The sequence below is a fragment of the Streptomyces sp. NPDC003691 genome (genome assembly GCF_053981115.1).
The window spans coordinates 192,161-209,715 of the sequence record NZ_JBSFNQ010000002.1; the positions used below are offsets into that span (position 1 = coordinate 192,161).

General features: G+C 72.5%; 15 protein-coding genes. 6 read left to right on the forward strand and 9 right to left on the reverse strand.

Annotated elements, in window-relative coordinates; all coding sequences use genetic code 11:
- Positions 1 to 181: 181 nt before the first annotated feature.
- Positions 182 to 2,176, forward strand: a complete 1,995-nt coding sequence (gene pknB / locus ACWDR0_RS01940; RefSeq protein WP_456349621.1) for a Stk1 family PASTA domain-containing Ser/Thr kinase — start codon at positions 182 to 184, stop codon at positions 2,174 to 2,176.
- A 106-nt stretch (positions 2,177 to 2,282) separates the two neighbouring features.
- Positions 2,283 to 3,149: a deoxyribonuclease IV gene (locus tag ACWDR0_RS01945; RefSeq protein WP_456349622.1), complete on the forward strand. Its 867-nt coding sequence runs from the start codon at positions 2,283 to 2,285 to the stop codon at positions 3,147 to 3,149.
- A 223-nt stretch (positions 3,150 to 3,372) separates the two neighbouring features.
- Here the strand turns inward: ACWDR0_RS01945 and ACWDR0_RS01950 are convergent, their stop codons facing one another.
- Positions 3,373 to 4,005, reverse strand: a complete 633-nt coding sequence (locus ACWDR0_RS01950; RefSeq protein WP_456349623.1) for a sulfite oxidase-like oxidoreductase — start codon at positions 4,003 to 4,005, stop codon at positions 3,373 to 3,375.
- Positions 4,006 to 4,164: 159 nt separating this feature from the next.
- Here ACWDR0_RS01950 and bfr point away from each other — a divergent pair, with 159 nt between their 5' ends.
- Positions 4,165 to 4,644 carry a bacterioferritin gene (bfr, locus tag ACWDR0_RS01955; protein WP_456349624.1) on the forward strand — a complete coding sequence of 160 codons (480 nt, stop codon included), beginning with the start codon at positions 4,165 to 4,167 and terminating at the stop codon, positions 4,642 to 4,644.
- A 59-nt stretch (positions 4,645 to 4,703) separates the two neighbouring features.
- Here the strand turns inward: bfr and ACWDR0_RS01960 are convergent, their stop codons facing one another.
- Both ACWDR0_RS01960 and ACWDR0_RS01965 read right to left on the reverse strand, forming a co-directional pair.
- On the reverse strand, positions 4,704 to 5,078 hold the full coding sequence (locus ACWDR0_RS01960) for a (2Fe-2S)-binding protein (RefSeq protein ID WP_456349625.1): 375 nt from the start codon (positions 5,076 to 5,078) through the stop codon (positions 4,704 to 4,706).
- A gap of 258 nt (positions 5,079 to 5,336) precedes the next feature.
- A complete protein-coding gene (locus tag ACWDR0_RS01965; protein ID WP_456349626.1) occupies positions 5,337 to 6,689 on the reverse strand; it encodes a class II 3-deoxy-7-phosphoheptulonate synthase in 1,353 nt (450 codons plus the stop codon).
- Between the two features lie 526 nt (positions 6,690 to 7,215).
- On the opposite strand from ACWDR0_RS01965, the gene ACWDR0_RS01970 reads away from it, so the two are divergent.
- On the forward strand, positions 7,216 to 9,279 hold the full coding sequence (locus ACWDR0_RS01970) for an anthranilate synthase family protein (protein WP_456349627.1): 2,064 nt from the start codon (positions 7,216 to 7,218) through the stop codon (positions 9,277 to 9,279).
- 2 nt (positions 9,280 to 9,281) lie between these two features.
- On the opposite strand, the gene ACWDR0_RS01975 is transcribed toward ACWDR0_RS01970, so the two are convergent.
- The 5 genes from ACWDR0_RS01975 to ACWDR0_RS01995 all read right to left on the reverse strand — a co-directional run bounded on the left by ACWDR0_RS01975 (position 9,282) and on the right by ACWDR0_RS01995 (position 14,656).
- Positions 9,282 to 10,286, reverse strand: a complete 1,005-nt coding sequence (locus ACWDR0_RS01975; protein WP_456349628.1) for a 2-hydroxyacid dehydrogenase — start codon at positions 10,284 to 10,286, stop codon at positions 9,282 to 9,284.
- Between the two features lie 284 nt (positions 10,287 to 10,570).
- Positions 10,571 to 11,599 (reverse strand): 6-phosphofructokinase, encoded by a 1,029-nt coding sequence (locus ACWDR0_RS01980; RefSeq protein ID WP_456349629.1) that lies wholly within the window; start codon positions 11,597 to 11,599, stop codon positions 10,571 to 10,573.
- 254 nt (positions 11,600 to 11,853) lie between these two features.
- The gene (locus ACWDR0_RS01985) at positions 11,854 to 12,573 is read right to left on the reverse strand and encodes a response regulator (RefSeq protein WP_456349630.1); all 720 of its coding nucleotides are present in this window, start codon (positions 12,571 to 12,573) and stop codon (positions 11,854 to 11,856) included.
- A complete protein-coding gene (gene macS, locus ACWDR0_RS01990) occupies positions 12,570 to 13,820 on the reverse strand; it encodes a MacS family sensor histidine kinase (RefSeq protein ID WP_456349631.1) in 1,251 nt (416 codons plus the stop codon). Before macS ends, ACWDR0_RS01985 begins: the two co-directional genes overlap by 4 nt.
- 89 nt (positions 13,821 to 13,909) lie before the next feature.
- Positions 13,910 to 14,656, reverse strand: a complete 747-nt coding sequence (locus ACWDR0_RS01995; protein WP_456349632.1) for a lysophospholipid acyltransferase family protein — start codon at positions 14,654 to 14,656, stop codon at positions 13,910 to 13,912.
- 300 nt (positions 14,657 to 14,956) lie between these two features.
- Between ACWDR0_RS01995 and ACWDR0_RS02000 the strand changes: the two genes are divergently transcribed.
- Together ACWDR0_RS02000 and ACWDR0_RS02005 are read left to right on the forward strand one after the other, a co-directional pair.
- Positions 14,957 to 15,736: an alpha/beta hydrolase gene (locus ACWDR0_RS02000; protein ID WP_456349633.1), complete on the forward strand. Its 780-nt coding sequence runs from the start codon at positions 14,957 to 14,959 to the stop codon at positions 15,734 to 15,736.
- Positions 15,729 to 16,355: a hypothetical protein gene (locus tag ACWDR0_RS02005; protein ID WP_456349634.1), complete on the forward strand. Its 627-nt coding sequence runs from the start codon at positions 15,729 to 15,731 to the stop codon at positions 16,353 to 16,355. The genes ACWDR0_RS02000 and ACWDR0_RS02005 overlap by 8 nt, the downstream gene beginning before the upstream one ends.
- 343 nt (positions 16,356 to 16,698) lie before the next feature.
- On the opposite strand, the gene ACWDR0_RS02010 is transcribed toward ACWDR0_RS02005, so the two are convergent.
- Complete coding sequence (locus tag ACWDR0_RS02010; protein WP_456349635.1) at positions 16,699 to 17,463, reverse strand: endonuclease/exonuclease/phosphatase family protein; 765 nt, start codon at positions 17,461 to 17,463, stop codon at positions 16,699 to 16,701.
- Positions 17,464 to 17,555 lie beyond the last annotated feature (92 nt).

Sequence of the window (17,555 nt, forward strand, 5' to 3'; positions counted from 1 at the left end):
ACGGCGAGGGGCGGGAAAGCGGCCCGGCGCTCCGCGGCCCCGTTCCGGCACCCGCGGCGGGAGCGGCGCGGCGGCGGAGCGTCACGGCTCGGCATCGTTCCTGATCCGATCCTGCCCCGGTGCGGCCCCCGCGGGGACCGGCCGCGGCGGGGATGTCGGTCCCGGCTCGTAGAATCGGCCCGTGGACACGACCCTCCAGGACCCTCTCGTCGGGCAGGTGCTCGACGGCCGATACCGCGTCGACGAGCGCATCGCCGTCGGCGGGATGGCCACGGTCTACCGGGCCCTGGACACCCGGCTGGACCGCGAGCTGGCGCTCAAGGTGATGCATCCGGCGCTGGCGACGGACGCCACCTTCGTGGAGCGGTTCATCCGGGAGGCCAAGTCCGTCGCCCGGCTGGCGCACCCCAATGTGGTGGGGGTCTTCGACCAGGGCGCCGAGGGTGCCTATGTCTATCTGGCCATGGAGTACGTGGCCGGGTGCACCCTGCGGGACGTGCTGCGGGAGCGCGGCGCGCTGCGGCCGCGGGCCGCGCTGGACATCCTGGAGCCGGTGCTGGCGGCGCTCGGCGCGGCGCACCGGGCGGGCTTCGTCCACCGGGACGTCAAGCCGGAGAACGTCCTGATAGGGGACGACGGCCGGGTCAAGGTGGCCGATTTCGGGCTGGTCCGGTCCGTCGGCTCGGTGACCAGCACCACCGGCGGCGTTCTCGGCACGGTCTCCTATCTGGCGCCCGAGCAGATCGAGGACGGCACCGCCGACACCCGCTCCGACGTCTACGCCTGCGGAGTCGTGCTCTACGAGATGCTCACCGGCGCCAAGCCGTACACCGGCGACACCCCCGCGCAGGTGCTGTACCAGCATCTCCACGACGCCGTTCCCGCCCCGTCGGCCGCGGTCCCCGGCCTCGCCGTGGAGCTGGACGAGCTGGTGGCCGGGGCGACCGCGCGCACCCCCGCCGTCCGGCCCCACGACGCGGTGGCCCTGCTGGCGCGGACCAGGGCCGTACGGGCCGCCCTCACGGATGCCCAGCTCGACCTGCTGCCGCCCGCTGCCCGGGAGCCCGGCGACCAGCCGTCCGGGGACCGGCCGTCCGGGGACCAGCCGTCCGGCCGGGTTCGCGGACGGGCCCGGCGGCGGGGCTCCGAGGAGCGTACGGACGTCATCCCGCGCACCTCCGCCGCGCTCCCCGAGGAACAGCGGGCCCAGCACACGGCCCGGCTGGCGGTCCCGCCGCTGCCCCCGGCCGGCGCCGCCCGCCCGGGCCGGCGCGAGCTGCCCAGGCTGCCGCGGCGCGGCGTAATCACGATCCTGGTGGCGGTACTGGCGGTCTTCGGCACGGTCGCCGGAGTCTGGTACGTCACCTCGGGGCAGTTCACCCGGGTCCCGGCCGTGATCGGGAAGACCGAGGCGGAGGCGGAGAAGCGGATCGAGAACGCCGGGCTGGGCGTGAAGGGCGTCCGGCGGGAATTCAGCGACACGGTCGACCGGGGCACCGTCATCGGTACGGATCCGGCGACCAGCGAGCGGATCCGGGGCAACGGCTCGGTGACGCTCGTCGTCTCGCGCGGCCCCGAGATCGTCCGGGTGCCGTCCCTGGCGGGCGTGCCCCTGAAGGACGCCGAGGAGCGGCTCAGCAAGGCCGGACTGACGCCCGGTGAGGTCTCCCGGGAGTTCAGCGGCTCGGTGCCGCGGGACGCGGTGATCCGCACGGATCCGCCCGCGGGCACCGGACGGAGCCCCGATACGGCCGTCACCCTGGTCGTCAGCAAGGGCGCGCCCGTCGAGGTGCCGGATGTGACGGGCGACCCGGTCGCCGGGGCCACGGCCGCCCTGGAAGGCGCCGGTTTCGCGGTCGAGGTGGCACCCGAGCAGGTCAACTCGCCGGAGGCGGCCGGGACCGTCGCCCGCCAGTCGGCCCCCGAGGGCACCCGGCTGGCCACCGGCGACACGATCACGCTCACGGTCTCCAAGGGCCCCCGGATGATCACCGTTCCCGATGTCTCCGGCGCCTCCGAAGGCGATGCCCGGCGTGATCTGGAGGCGGCGGGCTTCGAGGTGAAGGTGGCGAAGACCTTCCCGTACCTCGGGGACAAGGTCGCCCGCCAGTCTCCGTCCGCGGACGAACAGGCACCCGAGGGCAGCACGGTCACCATCACCCTCAAGGGGCTCTGAGCCCGCGGGGGACTCCGAGCCGTCACCGGCGGCGGGCCGCCCCGCACCGCCCCGGCCCCAGTACCGGCCGTATCCACGGCCATCAGGAAGGACAGCAGGAAAAGCCATGCGCAATCCCGTCGGCGGCCATGTCCCCGTGGCCGGCGGACTCGCCACGACCGGACTCGGGTACGCCCGCGAGATCCGCGCCGAGGCCGTCCAGGTCTTCGTCGCCAACCCCCGGGGCTGGGCGACACCCGACGGCCGTCCGGCGGAGGACGAGACCTTCCGCGAGCGGTGCGCGGCGGAGGGACTCTCGCCGTGGATCCACGCCCCCTACCTCATCAACTTCGGCTCCCATACCGAGGAGACCGCGCTCCGGTCCGTCGCCTCCATGCGCCACTCGCTGCGGCGGGGGCGGGAGATCGGGGCGCTCGGTGTGGTGGTGCACACCGGCTCGGCGACCGGGGGGCGGTCCCGGGAGACGGCGCTGGCGCAGGTCAGGGAGCTGGTGCTGCCGCTGCTCGACGAGCTGACCGCGGACGACGATCCGATGTTGCTGCTGGAGGGGACGGCGGGCCAGGGCTCGTCGCTCTGCTCACGGGTGGCGGACTTCGGACCGTACTTCGAGGCTCTGGACTTCCACCCCCGGCTCGGCGTCTGCCTCGACACCTGCCATGTGCATGCGGCGGGACACGATCTGGCGGCCCCGGGCGGGATGTCCGGAGCACTGGACGAACTGGTCGCGACGGTCGGCGAGGGGCGGTTGAAGCTGGTCCACGCCAATGACTCCAAGGAGGCCAGCGGCGCCCACAAGGACCGTCACGAGAACATCGGCTCGGGGCATATCGGTGCCGACCCGTTCCGGGAGCTGCTGCACCATCCGGCGACCGAGGGCGTACCGCTGATCATCGAGACGCCCGGCGGGCAGGAGAAGTACGCGGCGGACATCGCCCTGCTCAAGGAGCTGCGGGAGCCGGTCCCCGGCCGCTGAACGGCTGCCGGCCGGCGGGGAGGCCGCCGGAAGGGCGGAAACGGCCTGCGGGGCCCGTCCGGCCGACCCGCCGGTGCTGCCCGGGAGCCGCGGACGGTGGGACGCGGCGCCGGCAGCGGAGTGTCACCGGTACCTCCGGACCCGTCCCGAAAGTGCCGGTGACATGTGCAGGTGATGCAAGTGACACGAGTCAACCGATCGGCCGAAAGAGGGCCCCGGGCCGTCAGAGCTCGGGGCCGTCGCCCGGATCCTCCTGGTAGGAGTACCGCTGTTCACTCCAGGGGTCCCCGATGTTGTGATACCCCCGCTCCTCCCAGAAGCCCCGGCGGTCGGCCGTCATGTATTCGACGCCCCGTACCCACTTGGGCCCTTTCCAGGCATAGAGATGGGGCACCACCAGCCGGAGCGGGAAGCCGTGCTCGGCGGTGAGCAGTTCACCGTCCTTGTGGGTGGCGAAAATCGACCGCTCGGAGGTGAAATCGGCGAGCCGCATATTGGCGCTGAACCCGTACTCGGCCCAGACCATCACATGGGTGACATCGGCGGCAGGCGGCGCCAGCTCGGCAATCGTCCGGGCGGGCACACCGCCCCATTCGGCCCCGAGCATGCTGAACTTCGTCACGCAGTGCAGATCCGCCACGACCGTCGAAAAGGGCAGCGCCGAGAACTCCTCATGGGTCCAGCAGCGCTTGCCGCCGTCCGCCGTGGCACCGAAGACACGGAATTCCCAGCGCTCCGGACGGAACTTGGGAACAGGGCCGTAGTGGGTGACCGGCCAGCCCCGCTGGAGCCGCTGACCCGGCGGAAGCTCGGATTCCACTGCTGCTCGGCGACTCCTGTTCTCCGGCTGACCCATATCCCCATGGTGACAGACCGGGAGGGGTGGTCATGACCGGGTCTGGCCCGATTCGGGCAACTCCTACTAAGGAGGCACTTACTGGACGGCCACCGGTGGCGGTGCAAGGATGCGCGGACCTGGCCCAGAGCCACCACTCCCGTGGAAGGAGCCGCTGCAATGCAGGGCGACCCCGAGGTCATCGAGTTTCTGAACGAGCAGCTGACCGCCGAGCTGACCGCCATCAACCAGTACTTCCTGCACGCCAAGATGCAGGAGAACTTCGGCTGGACCAAGCTCGCCAAGTACACCCGCGCAGAATCGTTCGACGAGATGAAGCACGCCGAGGTGCTGACCGACCGGATTCTCTTCCTCGACGGCCTGCCGAACTACCAGCGGCTGTTCCATGTCCGGATCGGCCAGACCGTGACGGAGATGTTCCAGGCGGACCGCCAGGTCGAGGTCGAGGCGATCGACCGGCTGAAGCGGGGCGTGGAGGTGATGCGCGCCAAGGGGGACATCACCTCGGCGAATATCTTCGAGACGATCCTGGAGGACGAGGAGCACCACATCGACTACCTCGACACCCAGCTCGCACTGATCGACAAGCTCGGAGAGCCGCTCTATCTCGCCCAGCTGATCGAGCAGCCGGAGAGCTGATCCACCGGGCGGCGGCCGGCGGGCGCGGCGACCGGGCGGTGGCCGGACGGCGGGGACCGCTAGGCGGCTTCGCCCAGCCCCGTACCTCCGCCGGGCAGACCGGGTACACCCGGTACGGCGGTGACCGGCGGAGCGCCAGGAATCCCCGGCACACCCGGAATCCCCGGCACACCGGGGACGGCGGCGGCGGATCCGGCGGCGTCCGGTGCGGACGGCGCCTCCGCGACGGCCGCCAGCGCGGGCCGGCCCTGGTCGATCAGCTCGCGCCGGGGGCAGGCCCCCCGGCCGAGGATGGACTGGATCGTACGGACGCACGATCCGCAGTCGGTGCCCGCCTTGGAGGCGGAGGCGATCTGGCGGGGCGTACAGGCGCCCGCGGCCGCGTGCGCTCTGACCTGCTGCTCCGTAACGCCGAAGCATGAGCAGACGTACACGCGGTTCACCTCCCGATGGACTGTTGGGGTCCGGTGCGCCGGGTTCCGTCCGGCATGGACGGGACCCTGGGCTCTTGCCCTTTCCGACACAATCGACCCGATTCATCGGTGAGGCTAACCTAACCTTACCCGCCTCGGCGAGTGGACAAAACGGAGTGGGGCGCGGATCACAAGGATCCGCGCCCCACTCTCGTACGGAGGACGTACGCACGGCGCTCGCGCCGGACGTACGGTCACCGGTCCGTCACCGGTCGCCGGTCACTGGTCCCGGTACATCTCCGCGACCAGGAACGCCAGGTCGAGGGACTGGCTGCGGTTCAGCCGCGGGTCGCAGGCCGTCTCGTACCGCTGGTGCAGATCGTCGACGAAGATCTCGTCGCCGCCGCCCACGCACTCGGTGACATCGTCACCGGTCAGCTCGACATGGATACCGCCGGGGTGGGTGCCGAGCCCCTTGTGGACCTCGAAGAAGCCCTTGACCTCGTCGAGCACGTCGTCGAAGCGCCGGGTCTTGTGGCCGGAGGCAGCCTCGAAGGTGTTGCCGTGCATCGGGTCGGTCACCCAGGCAACGGTGGCACCGGACGCGGTGACCTTCTCGACCAGCTCGGGGAGCTTGTCACGGACCTTGTCGGCGCCCATCCGGACGATGAAGGTCAGCCGGCCGGGCTCGCGCTCGGGGTCCAGCCGGTCGATGTAGGTCAGCGCCTCGTCGACCGTGGTCGTCGGGCCCAGCTTGATGCCGATCGGGTTACGGATCCGGGCGGCGAACTCGATGTGCGCGCCGTCCAGCTGGCGGGTGCGCTCACCGACCCAGACCATATGGCCCGAGGTGTCGTAGAGGTGCCCGGTCCGGGAGTCGGTCCTGGTGAGGGCGCCCTCGTAGTCGAGCAGCAGCGCCTCGTGGGAGGAGAAGAACTCGACCGCGCGGAATTCGGCCGGGTCGGTCCCGCAGGCCTTCATGAAGTTGAGCGCGTTGTCGATCTCCCGGGCGAGCTGCTCGTAGCGCTGGCCGGAGGGGGACGACTTCACGAAGTCCTGGTTCCAGGCGTGCACCTGCCGCAGGTCGGCGTAGCCGCCGGTGGTGAAGGCGCGGACCAGGTTCAGCGTGGAGGCGGAGGCGTGGTACATCCGCTTCAGCCGCTCCGGGTCCGGGATCCGGGCGGCCTCGGTGAACTCGAAGCCGTTGACGGAGTCGCCGCGGTAGGTCGGCAGGGTGATGCCGTCGCGGGTCTCGGTGGGCTTGGAGCGCGGCTTGGAGTACTGGCCGGCGATCCGGCCGACCTTCACGACCGGGACGGACGCGGCGTAGGTGAGGACGGCGCTCATCTGGAGCAGCGTCTTCAGCTTGCCGCGGATATGGTCCGCGGACACGCCGTCGAACGCCTCGGCGCAGTCGCCGCCCTGGAGCAGGAACGCCTCGCCCCTGGCAACGGCGCCCATGCGCGCCCTGAGCTGGTCGCACTCGCCCGCGAAGACGAGTGGCGGATAGCTTTCGAGCTCGGCGATCACATCGCGCAGAGCCTCGGCATCCGGGTACTCGGGCTGCTGCGCCGCGGGCAGGTCTCGCCAGGTGTTGCCACCGGAGGCGGTGGTCTTAGCGTTCACGGTCACACCGCCAACAGTACGGGGTCGGCGCCCGGCGCCCGGTCGCCGCCCACCCAATGAGACGTGTGGTCCAGCATTCCGTCACATAAATCACACCGGGCCTCATCCGTTTACCGGTGTTACGGCTGATCCGCTGATCGTCCCGGCCCGGGGACACCCGGCACCGCCCCCGGCGGCATCCGAAGGGACATCCGGCACCGCCCCCGAGGCATGCCCCACCGGACGGGCCCCTGCCGCCCCGGAGCGGCAGGGGATGGCCCGGGCGGTTCCGGGACGCCGCTCGCCCGGCGTGCGCTACAGTCGCGGCATGAATTCGACGCAGCACCGCACCCAGTGGTGGTGGACCGCTCATCCGGCGGCCCACTGACTGCGCGTTCCCAGCAGACGCAGCGAAGCAGACGACCAGGCCGCCCGAGGGGCGGCCTTCGTGTTTTCCGCCGTCCGCACTCCGCGGACACCGGCCGTCCTCTCCCCCGCGGCTCCCGAAGCCGACGGCAGCACCGCCGTCCGAGCCCCGCCGGAAGGAACCCGGATGTCCCCGAACCCAGCCCTGAACACGCCGGACGCACCAGCAGCACCAGCCGTCTCGTCCACCTCTCCTGTCTTGCCCGCCCCTCCCGCACCCGGCCGTGCCACGGCGTCCCCCGGCGCCGGGGGACCCGCCGCCGGGTCCGCCCCCACCGCGCCCCGGCCGTCCGCCGCCGGGGTGATCGCCCGCCTGCTCTCCGGTGACCGCCCCTTCGCCCTGCTCCGCAGGCGTACCCCCGGGCACGACGGGGACACGGTCGAAGTGCTGCTCGGCCCGGTCCGTACCTGCGAGACCCTCGCCGAGCTGCCCGTCTTCACCGACCGGCCGTCTCTGGCCCTGGTGCCCTTCCGGCAGATCCGGGAGCGCGGGTTCGACGTCCGCGACGACGGCACCCCGCTGAGCGTGCTGATCGCCGACGAGCTGTACGAGCTGCCGCTCGCCGAGGTCCTCGACGCGCTGCCGGACCGTGCCGTCCGGGTCGAGGGCGGTGCCTTCGACGTTCCGGACGAGGAGTACGCCGAGATCGTCACCCGGGTCGTCGACGAGGAGATCGGCGGCGGCGAGGGCGCGAACTTCGTGATCCGCAGGACGTACACCGGGACCATCCCCGGCTACGGGCGGGCCGACGCGCTGGCCCTGTTCCGCCGGCTGCTCGCGGGTGAGCGGGGCGCGTACTGGACGTTCGTCGTCCACACCGGGCCGGGCGGCCGGACGCTGGCCGGGGCCAGCCCCGAGGTGCACGTCCGGATGAGCGGCGGCACCGTCGTGATGAATCCGATCAGCGGCACCTTCCGCTATCCGCCCGGCGGCCCGGACGCCGGTGCGCTGCTGCGCTTCCTCGACGACCCCAAGGAGCGCGACGAGCTGTCGATGGTCGTCGACGAGGAACTCAAGATGATGTGCACGGTGGGCGACCGGGGCGGGGTGGTCGTCGGGCCCCGGCTCAAGGAGATGGCGCATCTGGCGCACACCGAGTACGAGCTGCGCGGCCGGTCGTCGCTGGATGTCCGGGAGGTGCTCAGGGAGACCATGTTCGCGGCGACGGTCACCGGTTCCCCGGTGCAGAACGCCTGCCGGGTGATCGAACGCCACGAGGTGGGCGGCCGCGGCTACTACGCGGGCGCGCTGGCGCTGATCGGGCGGGACGGCAGCGGTGCGCAGACGCTGGACTCGCCCATTCTGATCCGTACCGCCGATATCGATGCCGCCGGCGGGCTGCGGGTGCCGGTCGGGGCGACGCTGGTCCGGCAGTCGGTACCCGCCCACGAGGTCGCCGAGACCCATGCCAAGGCGGCGGGCGTCCTGGCGGCGCTGGGGGTGCGCCCGGGGCGGCCCGCGGCCGAGGCCGGGCGGCCCCGGCTGGCGGACGACCCCCGGGTCAGGGCCGCCCTCGACGCCCGCCGCTCCTCCCTCGCCCCGTTCTGGCTGCGGCTCCAGGAGCCGGCCGCGGGCCCGGTGGACCGGCGGCTGCGCGGGCACGCCCTGGTGGTCGACGGCGAGGACACGTTCACCTCGATGCTCGCCCATCTGCTGCGGTCGACGGGGCTGGAGGTGACCGTACGGCGGTTCGACGAGCCCGGGCTGCGGGAGGCGGTCGGCGCCCACCACGGACCGGTGGTGCTGGGCCCCGGCCCGGGGGATCCCGGTGACACCGCCGATCCGAAGATGCGGCTGCTGCGGGGGCTGGCGGCGGATCTGCTGGGCGGGCATCCGCACGGGGTGCTCGGTGTCTGTCTCGGGCACGAGCTGATCGCCGCGGAGCTGGGGCTGCCGCTGGTCCGCAAGCGGACGCCGTACCAGGGTGCCCAGGAGCGGATCGACTTCTTCGGACGGCCGGAGACGGTGGGCTTCTACAGCAGCTTCACGGCGCGCTGCGACGAGGACGCGGCGCGGCGGCTGGCGGCGCGGGCGGTGGAGGTGGCGCGGGATCCGCTGAGCGGTGAGGTCCATGCGCTGCGGGCGCCCGGTTTCGCGTCGGTGCAGTTCCATCCGGAGTCGGTGCTGACGCTGGACGGTCCGGCGCTGGTGGCCGGTCTGCTGCGGGAGTCGGTGCTCGCCGCGGGCTGAACTCAGGGGGCGGGGGCCGCCGGGACGAGGACGTTCCCGGACCGGCGGCCCGCCGCCCAGTCGGAGACGTTCCGCGCGGTGGTCTCGACGATCTGGGTGACGGCGTCCTCCGTGTAGTACGCCTGGTGCGAGCTGACCAGGACGTTCGGGAAGGTCATCAGCCGGGCGAGGGTGTCGTCCGCGACCGCCTCCAGGGACTTGTCGAGGAAGAAGAGCCCGGCCTCCGCCTCGTAGACGTCGAGTCCGACGCCGCCGAACCGGCCCCGGCGCAGTTCGCCGACGAGGGCTTCGGTGTCGATCAGTCCGCCGCGGCTGGTGTTGATCAGGACGGCGTCGTCCTTCATCACGGCGAGAGCCGCGGCGTCGACGATGTGGTGGGTGTCGGGGAGCAGCGGGACGTGCAGGCTGATCAGGTCGGCCTCGGCGAAGAGGTGCTCCCGGTCGGTGTACGTCATACCGAGGGCCGTGCAGTCGGGGTTCTCGGCGAGGTCCCAGCCCAGCAGGCGCATGCCGAAGCCGTGGGCGATCCGGGCGAAGGCGGCGCCGATCCGGCCGGTGCCGAGGACGCCCGCGGTCCGGCCGTGGAGGTCGCGGCCCATCAGTCCGTCGAGCCGGAAGTCGAAGTCCCGGGTGCGTCCGGCGGCGCGGACGATGCGGCGGTTGACGGCGGTGGCGAGGGTCCAGGCGAATTCGGCGACGGAGTACGGGGAGTAGGTCTCGACCCGGGCGACCGTCATCCCCAGTCCGGCGGCGACGTCGAGGTCGATGTTGTTGAAGCCGGTGGAGCGCTGGGCGATCATCCGGGTGCCCCCGGCGGCGAGGGTCCGCAGCACATCGGCGCCGAGATCGGCGTTGACGCTGGTGGAGACGGCCTGGTGGCCCGCGGCGATGGGCGCGGTGTCGGCGTTGAGGAAGACGTCCAGGCAGCGGACCGGGAACCGTCCGGCGAAGGCCTTCTCGATCAGCGGCCGCTCGTCGGCCTGCACTCCGAAGGCGAGGATCTCCACGCGGTGTCTCCCGTCCGCCCGGCGCCCGGGGCCGTGGTGGCCGCGGGCCGCTTCCGGGGCGACTATACGAACCCCGGGGGCGACCCGCGGCCGGACGCGCCGGTCGTCGCGCGGCGCGCTCGGTACGGAGAGCGGGCGGTGCGGAAGCACATGGTGCAGAGGCACGTGGCACGGGCACGTGGCACGGGAACGGGCGGTACGGGGGCGACCGGTCGCGGAGACGGGGTGCGACCGGTGCCGGGCGGCCGGACCGGCGGGCCGGGGCCGGTCCGGTCCGGCCGCGGTCAGCCGAAGAAGACCCCGACCTCCTCGTAGAGCGCGGGGTCGACGGTCTTCAGCTTCGCGGTCGCCTCGGCGATCGGGACCCGGACGATGTCCGTGCCCTTGAGGGCGACCATGAGGCCGAAGTCGCCGTCGCGTACGGCCTCGATGGCGTGCAGCCCGAACCGGGTCGCCAGCCAGCGGTCGTACGCACTGGGCGTACCGCCGCGCTGGACATGGCCGAGGACGGTGGTCCGGGCTTCCTTGCCGGTGCGCTTCTCGATCTCCTTGGCCAGCCACTCGCCGACGCCGGACAGGCGTACGTGTCCGAACGAGTCGAGCGTCCCGTCCTTGAGGACCACTTCGCCGTCCTTGGGCATGGCGCCCTCGGCGACCACCACGATGGGTGCGTAGGTGGCCTTGAAGCGGGAGGTGACCCAGGCGCAGACCTGGTCGAGGTCGAAGCGCTGTTCGGGGATGAGGATGGCGTTGGCGCCGCCGGCCAGGCCCGAGTGCAGGGCGATCCAGCCGGCGTGCCGTCCCATGACCTCGACGACGAGGACGCGCATATGGGATTCGGCGGTGGTGTGCAGCCGGTCGATCGCCTCGGTGGCGATGCCGACGGCGGTGTCGAAGCCGAAGGTGTAGTCGGTGGCCGACAGGTCGTTGTCGATGGTCTTGGGGACCCCGACGCACTTGACGCCGTACTCGTCGTGCAGCCGGGCGGCGACGCCGAGGGTGTCCTCGCCGCCGATCGCGATCAGTGCGTCGACTTCGGCCTTGGCCAGGTTCTCCTTGATACGGCGGATGCCGTCGGGAGACTTGAGCGGATTGGTGCGCGAGGAACCGAGGATGGTGCCGCCGCGGGGCAGGATGCCCCGGACGGCGGGAATGCCGAGCGGAACGGTGTCGTCCTCGAGCGGTCCCCGCCAGCCGTCCCGGTAGCCGGTGAACTCGTACCCGTACTCCTGGACGCCTTTGCGGACGACGGCGCGGATGACGGCATTGAGGCCGGGGCAGTCCCCGCCTCCGGTCAGTACTCCGACGCGCATGGAAGAAATCCCTTCGCCAGATGAGCCCTAGGACCGTCACGCTAATCGTGATCCAGGTCACTACGAGTAGGCGGTGAGGGTCAATCCCCCTGCGGTAGGCGGCGTTCGAAGCCCTGGTCAGCGCGGTGGACCGGGGTTGCGGGCCCGGAGGCTTTCGCCGGGCTTTGGGCCGTATTTCACCCGTACGAGGGGAGCTGCTCGGACCACTGCCGGGTACGCCCCCGGGGGCCGCGCCGGGCCCTTCCGGGGGCGGCTCAGCCCGCGGTACCGCCGGCCGCGGCGGGGTCGTCCGGGACGTCGATGCCCTGCTCTATGGCGTATCGCACCAGTTCGACGCGGTTGTGCAGCTGGAGCTTGCCCAGGGTGTTCTGGACATGGTTCTGGACGGTGCGGTGGGAGATCACCAGCCGCTCGGCGATCTGCTTGTACGACAGACCCTTGGCCACCAGCCGGAGCACCTCGGTCTCGCGGTCGGTGAGCCGGGGCGCCTTGCTGTCGCCCGGCCCGGCGGCGGGGGCCGGATCGGTCGCCAGCCGCCGGTACTCGCCGAGGACCAGCCCGGCCAGGCCGGGGGTGAAGACCGGGTCGCCGTCGGCCGTGCGCCGGACCGCGTCGGCCAGCTCCTCCGTACTCGCCGACTTCAGCAGATAGCCCGTGGCGCCCGATTTCACCGCTTCCAGTACGTCGGCGTGCTCACCGCTGGCGGAGAGCACCAGCACCCGCAGTCCGGGCAGCGCGGCCACCAGCTCCTTGCAGACCTGCACCCCCGGCTTCAGCGGCAGGTTGAGGTCCAGGACGAGCACATCGGGCACCACGGCCCTGGCCCGGCGGACGGCCTGCTGTCCGTCGCCCGCGGTGGCGACCACGTCGAACCCGGCGGCACCCAGATCGCGCGCCACGGCGTCCCGCCACATGGGATGGTCGTCGACGACCATCACCCGGACCGCTCCCGGCTGCGGTACCTGCTCCGTCATGCTCCGTCCTTCCCCCTGGAGGTCCCCGCGGCCCGCGGGACCTTCAACTCGACTTCCGTGCCCTGCCCCGGGACCGAGATCAGCTCGGCGGTGCCGCCCAGATCCCGCAGCCGGCCCCGGATGGAGAGCGCGACCCCCAGTCGGCCCTCCCCCTCGGCTTCGGCGAGCCGCCCCTCCGGGATCCCCGGGCCGTCGTCCCGGACCGTGACGATCACCTCGTCCGGCCAGTCCTCGACCAGGATCCACGCATGGGCACCGTCCCCGGCGTGCCGTTCCACATTGTCCAGCGCGGCACCGACGGCGGCCGCCAGCTCGGTCGCCGCGACCGCGGGCAGCAGCACCGGGGCGCCCGGCTCGGAGAGCGTCACCCGGGCCCCGGTCCGGGGTGCGAGCAGCGACCGCAGATCGCACTCGCCGGGCTCCTCGCCGCCGTCCCCGTACCGCCCCGCAGCGGGCCCGTCGTCGTCGACGGCCCGGACCAGGGCGCCCCGGGAGGCGTCCTCCGAGGCACGGCTCGACGGGACCAGCCCGCTGGAGACCAGGGTGCGCAGCGCCACCTCCTGCTCCCCCGCCATCCGGCCCAGTTCGGCGGCCTCGCCGCCGAGCGCGGTACCGCGCCGCTGGACCATCGCCAGCACCTGGAGCACACTGTCGTGGATATCGCGGGCGAGCCGTTCGCGCTCCCGGGTGGCCGCTTCGATCTCCAGGGCCCGGGCGAGGGTGAGTTCGGAGGCGCGGGCGACCTCGACGACGTATCCGATGGCGATGGACGCCACCCAGACCAGCAGGACGTTGTGGAAGGTGTCCCCGGTCGGGTCGCCGCGTTCGACCATATTGGCCACCGCCACCAGGGACGAGGCGAAACCGGCCCACCGCCAGCCGCCCTTGAGGGCGAAGGCGAGGACGGCACCGGCGGTCCATATCGACGGCAGTGTCGGCCCGTCGATGCGCTGGGCGTCGGCGTCGGCGACCAGAGTGAGCATGATGCCGGTGAGCGCGACCGTCAGATCGGCGGCGAGAAAGGGCCGGGTGCAGGCGGCGGCGTTGCGGACGTACGGGAGGGTGGCCAGCGTCCAGACCGTCAGGAAGGCCAGATAGGCGTACGCCACCCAGGGCCGTTCGAACTTGTCCGGGTTGAGCGGCAGGAGCAGCAGGGCGTAGAGCATCGTCAGGACCCGGTAGCCCGCGAGGGCGCGCCACAGCGGCAGCTCGACCGACATCCGTACGACCCGCTCGCGCTTGGCCATGATCCCCGTTCCCCCCGTGTCCCTGCTCCTGCTCACCGCGGGCCGTGCGGCGTCCGTACCCCCCCGGTACGGGCCGCCGGAGCGGCGGTTCAGGCGGCCTGCGCCCGTTCGCCGGCCTTGCGCTCCGCCGCTTCCTTCTCCGCCGCCTTCTTCTCCTCGGCGAGCTGTCGCTTGGCGGCGGTGGCGTAGATGTCGACGTACTCCTGGCCGGAAAGCTTCATGATCTCGTACATCACCTCGTCCGTCAGCGACCTGCGGATGAAGTGGTCGCTCTCCAGGCCCTGGTAGCGGGTGAAGTCGAGCGGTGCGCCGATCCGGATGCCCGGGCGCATCAGCTTGGGGACGACCTTGCCGGGCGGCTGGATTTTCTCGGTGTCGATCATCGCGACCGGGATCACCGGGGCGCCGGTCGCCAGGGCGACCCGGGCCAGTCCGCCGGACTTGCCGCGGTAGAGGCGGCCGTCCGGGGAGCGGGTGCCCTCGGGGTAGATACCGAAGAGCCCGCCGTTCTCGATGACCTTGATTCCGGCCTGGATGGCCGCCTCGCCCGCGCCGCGCGCGCCGGAGCGGTCCACCGGGAGCTGGCCGACCCCCTTGAAGAAGGCGGCGGTGAGCTTGCCCTTGACCCCGGGAGAGGTGAAGTACTCCTGCTTGGCGATGAACGTGACCTTCCGGTCCAGCACCGCGGGCAGGAAGAAGGAGTCGGAGAAGGAGAGGTGGTTGCTCGCGAGGATCGCCGGCCCCTCGGAGGGTACGTTCTCCAATCCCTCGACCCAGGGTCTGAAGGCGAGCTTCAGGCCCCCTCCGACGGAGAACTTCATAGCGCCGTAGATCAACTCGAATGCCTCCTGTTGCTGTAGTCCAGACCTTAACCCGACGGGGGTCGGGTCTCCCCGCACCGGGGCCGGTCACGGAGCGCCGGGCGGCCGGGCGGCGAACGGACAGCGGACCGGGCCGGCGGCGGAGGGGTGGCGGGCCTGGCCGGCGGAGGGGTGTCCGCCGGACCGCCGGGGCGGCGGACCTGGTCGGTGTCAGTCCCGTCGCGTACCGTGAAGTAGACCCTCCGAGCCACCGTGCTCCGCCACCCCGTGCCCGGGGCCGCCGCCCGCGGCCCCGCCCCCCGAAAGGAGATTCCGGTGCCGGTCCTCCCCGGAGCCGAGCCGTACCGCCACGAGGGCGGTGAGATCGGCGTCCTGCTCTGCCACGGCTTCACCGGTTCCCCGCAGTCCCTGCGCCCCTGGGCCGAGTATCTGGCGGAGCGCGGGCTCACCGTCTCGCTGCCGCTGCTGCCCGGGCACGGCACCCGCTGGCAGGACATGCAGCTCACGGGCTGGCAGGACTGGTACGCGGAGGTCGACCGCGAGCTGCGGGAGCTGACCGCCCGCTGTTCGGCGGTCTTCGTCTTCGGGCTCTCCATGGGCGGCGCGCTGACCCTGCGCCTGGCGGCCCGGCACGGCGACGCGATCCGGGGCATCGTCCTGGTCAATCCGCTGAACCGGCTCCACGGGCTCCAGCCGGCGCTGCTCCCGCTGCTGCGGCACATCGTCCGGTCGGGCCCGGGTATCGCCAGCGATATCGCCAAGCCGGGTGTGCTGGAGGTGGGGTACGACCGGGTGCCGGTGCGTGCCGCGCACTCCCTGCGGAATTTCACGGCGCTGGTCGACGGCGAGCTGCCGCAGGTCACCCAGCCGCTGCTGCTGCTCCACAGCGCGGCCGACCATGTGGTCTCCCCGGCCGACTCGGCCCGGATCCTGAGCCGGGTGTCGTCCACGGATGTCACCGAGGTCGTGCTGGAACAGAGCTACCACGTCGCGACGTTGGACCATGACGCGGAGCAGATCTTCGACAGGAGTTACGCGTTCATCGGCCGGCTCGCTCCGCAGGAGCAGACGGAGGGGAGCTCGACTGGTGGCTGAACAACACGACGCCGACCGCGAACCGCAGCCCATCGACGAGGAGGCGGCCTGGGCCGCGATCGTCGCGGGGTACGGGGACGAGCCGCCGGACCCGCCGGGGGCCAAGCCGTTCAAATCGGTGGAGGACCTGGCGGCGCTGGAGGGCCAGATCAACCGGAAGCCGGTGCCCGGGCCCGGCCGCAACACGGCCGACGAGCCGGATCCGCCCGCGGCGGAGGACTCCGGCGCGGACGGCGGGGAGGCGGCCGGGCCGGGTGATGTGCCCAGGCTCGGCAGCTCCGTCACCTTCGCGCCGGGCGTCGGCGGCGCGGGCCCCCGGGACTACTCGGTCGCCGAGGCCAAGGAGGACGACCTCGACGAGAGCGACGAGGGCCATTTCGTGCCGCCCGAGCCGCCGCCGCTGCCGGAGGCCGATGTCACGGCGAAGTTCGCATGGCTCGCGGTGGTCGGCGGACCGGTCCTGATGCTGATCGCCGTGCTGCTCCAGTGGGATATGACGTGGTGGCTGACCACCCTCTCGGTGGGCGGCTTCCTCGGTGGCTTCGCGACACTGGTGGCCCGGATGGCCGACGGCGACGACGAGGAGGACGAGGACCCGGGGCGGGGCGCGGTGGTCTGACCGAGCCCGGCCGGATCCGGCCGGAGGCTGCAACAGGGCCACGGCGGGGCGGGCCGCGCGAGGTGCCCGGGGCTCCGCGGCGACCCGCCCGGGGCCGGTCCGGCGCGGCCCCGGAAGTCGCGGTCCGCGGCCGTCGCCCACGATGAACCGGACCCGGTGAAAGCGGCCCCGAGCGGCTGGCGAACGGGCTGATGGCGGGCCCGTGAGCGGCCCGTCCCCCGGAGCGACCCGGCAATGAAGGGTCCGGCGGTGAGCGCCCCTCGGCGCGGTCCGCCGCCGCGGATATCAGACACCGCTGGTCCACCGGCCGGCGCCGGACCGGTGTCCGCGAGCGGTGTCCGGTTCAGTTGCCGGCGGCGGCCGGGATCCGGAGTGCGGCGAGGACCGGCAGATGATCGGTGGCGGCCCGGAGGTCCGCCCCGGTCACTCCCGGCAGCTCCGAAGGCACTCCGCAGGCCAGCACCTCGACCGCCGGGCTGGCGAAGAGGGCGTCGATCCGCTTGCGCGGGGCGTCCTGGGGGAAGGTGTGCTCCCCGCCCCAGGGCGCGGTCCGCCAGCCGTCCTGGTGCCCGGCGGCAAGCCGCCGGAAGCCCGGCCCGCCCGGCTCCTCGTTGATGTCGCCCGCCGCGACGGTGTACGGCGTACCGAGCCCCGCGAGCCGGTCCAGCAGCATTCCCGCCTGCGCGAACCGTTCCCGGGGATGCAGGCTGAGGTGGCAGCTCACCACACCGAGCGGGGCGGACGACCCGAAGCGTACGACCGCGGTCGCGAAGCCCCGGCGGTGCTGCCCGCGGGTGAGCGGCAGCAGTACGTCCTCGGTCCGGTCCACCGTCGCCCGCAGCGAGCACAGCAGCAGGGGCCCGGCGGCGGTCGCCCCGCCGGACAGCACCACGAGACCGGTCTTCGACGCCAGCCGGGCGGCGTGCTTGCGCCAGCGGAAGAACCGTGGCGCCTCCTGAACGAAGACCAGGTCGGGGGCGCAGGCACGGATCACCCGGGCCAGGGCGTCCTCGTCGTCCCGGAGCGAGCGGACGTTGTAGCTGAGCGCCCGGACGACTACGGATCCGTCGGTATGCGTAAGGGAGTTGGGCATCGCGCTGATCGGCATGCGCCCCATTCTGACAACAGCGGGGCCGCCGGGGTGTGGCTCTCCGCAGGAGTCCCCGGCCGGGGCGGCGAACGTTCCCGGCGGCGACAGGC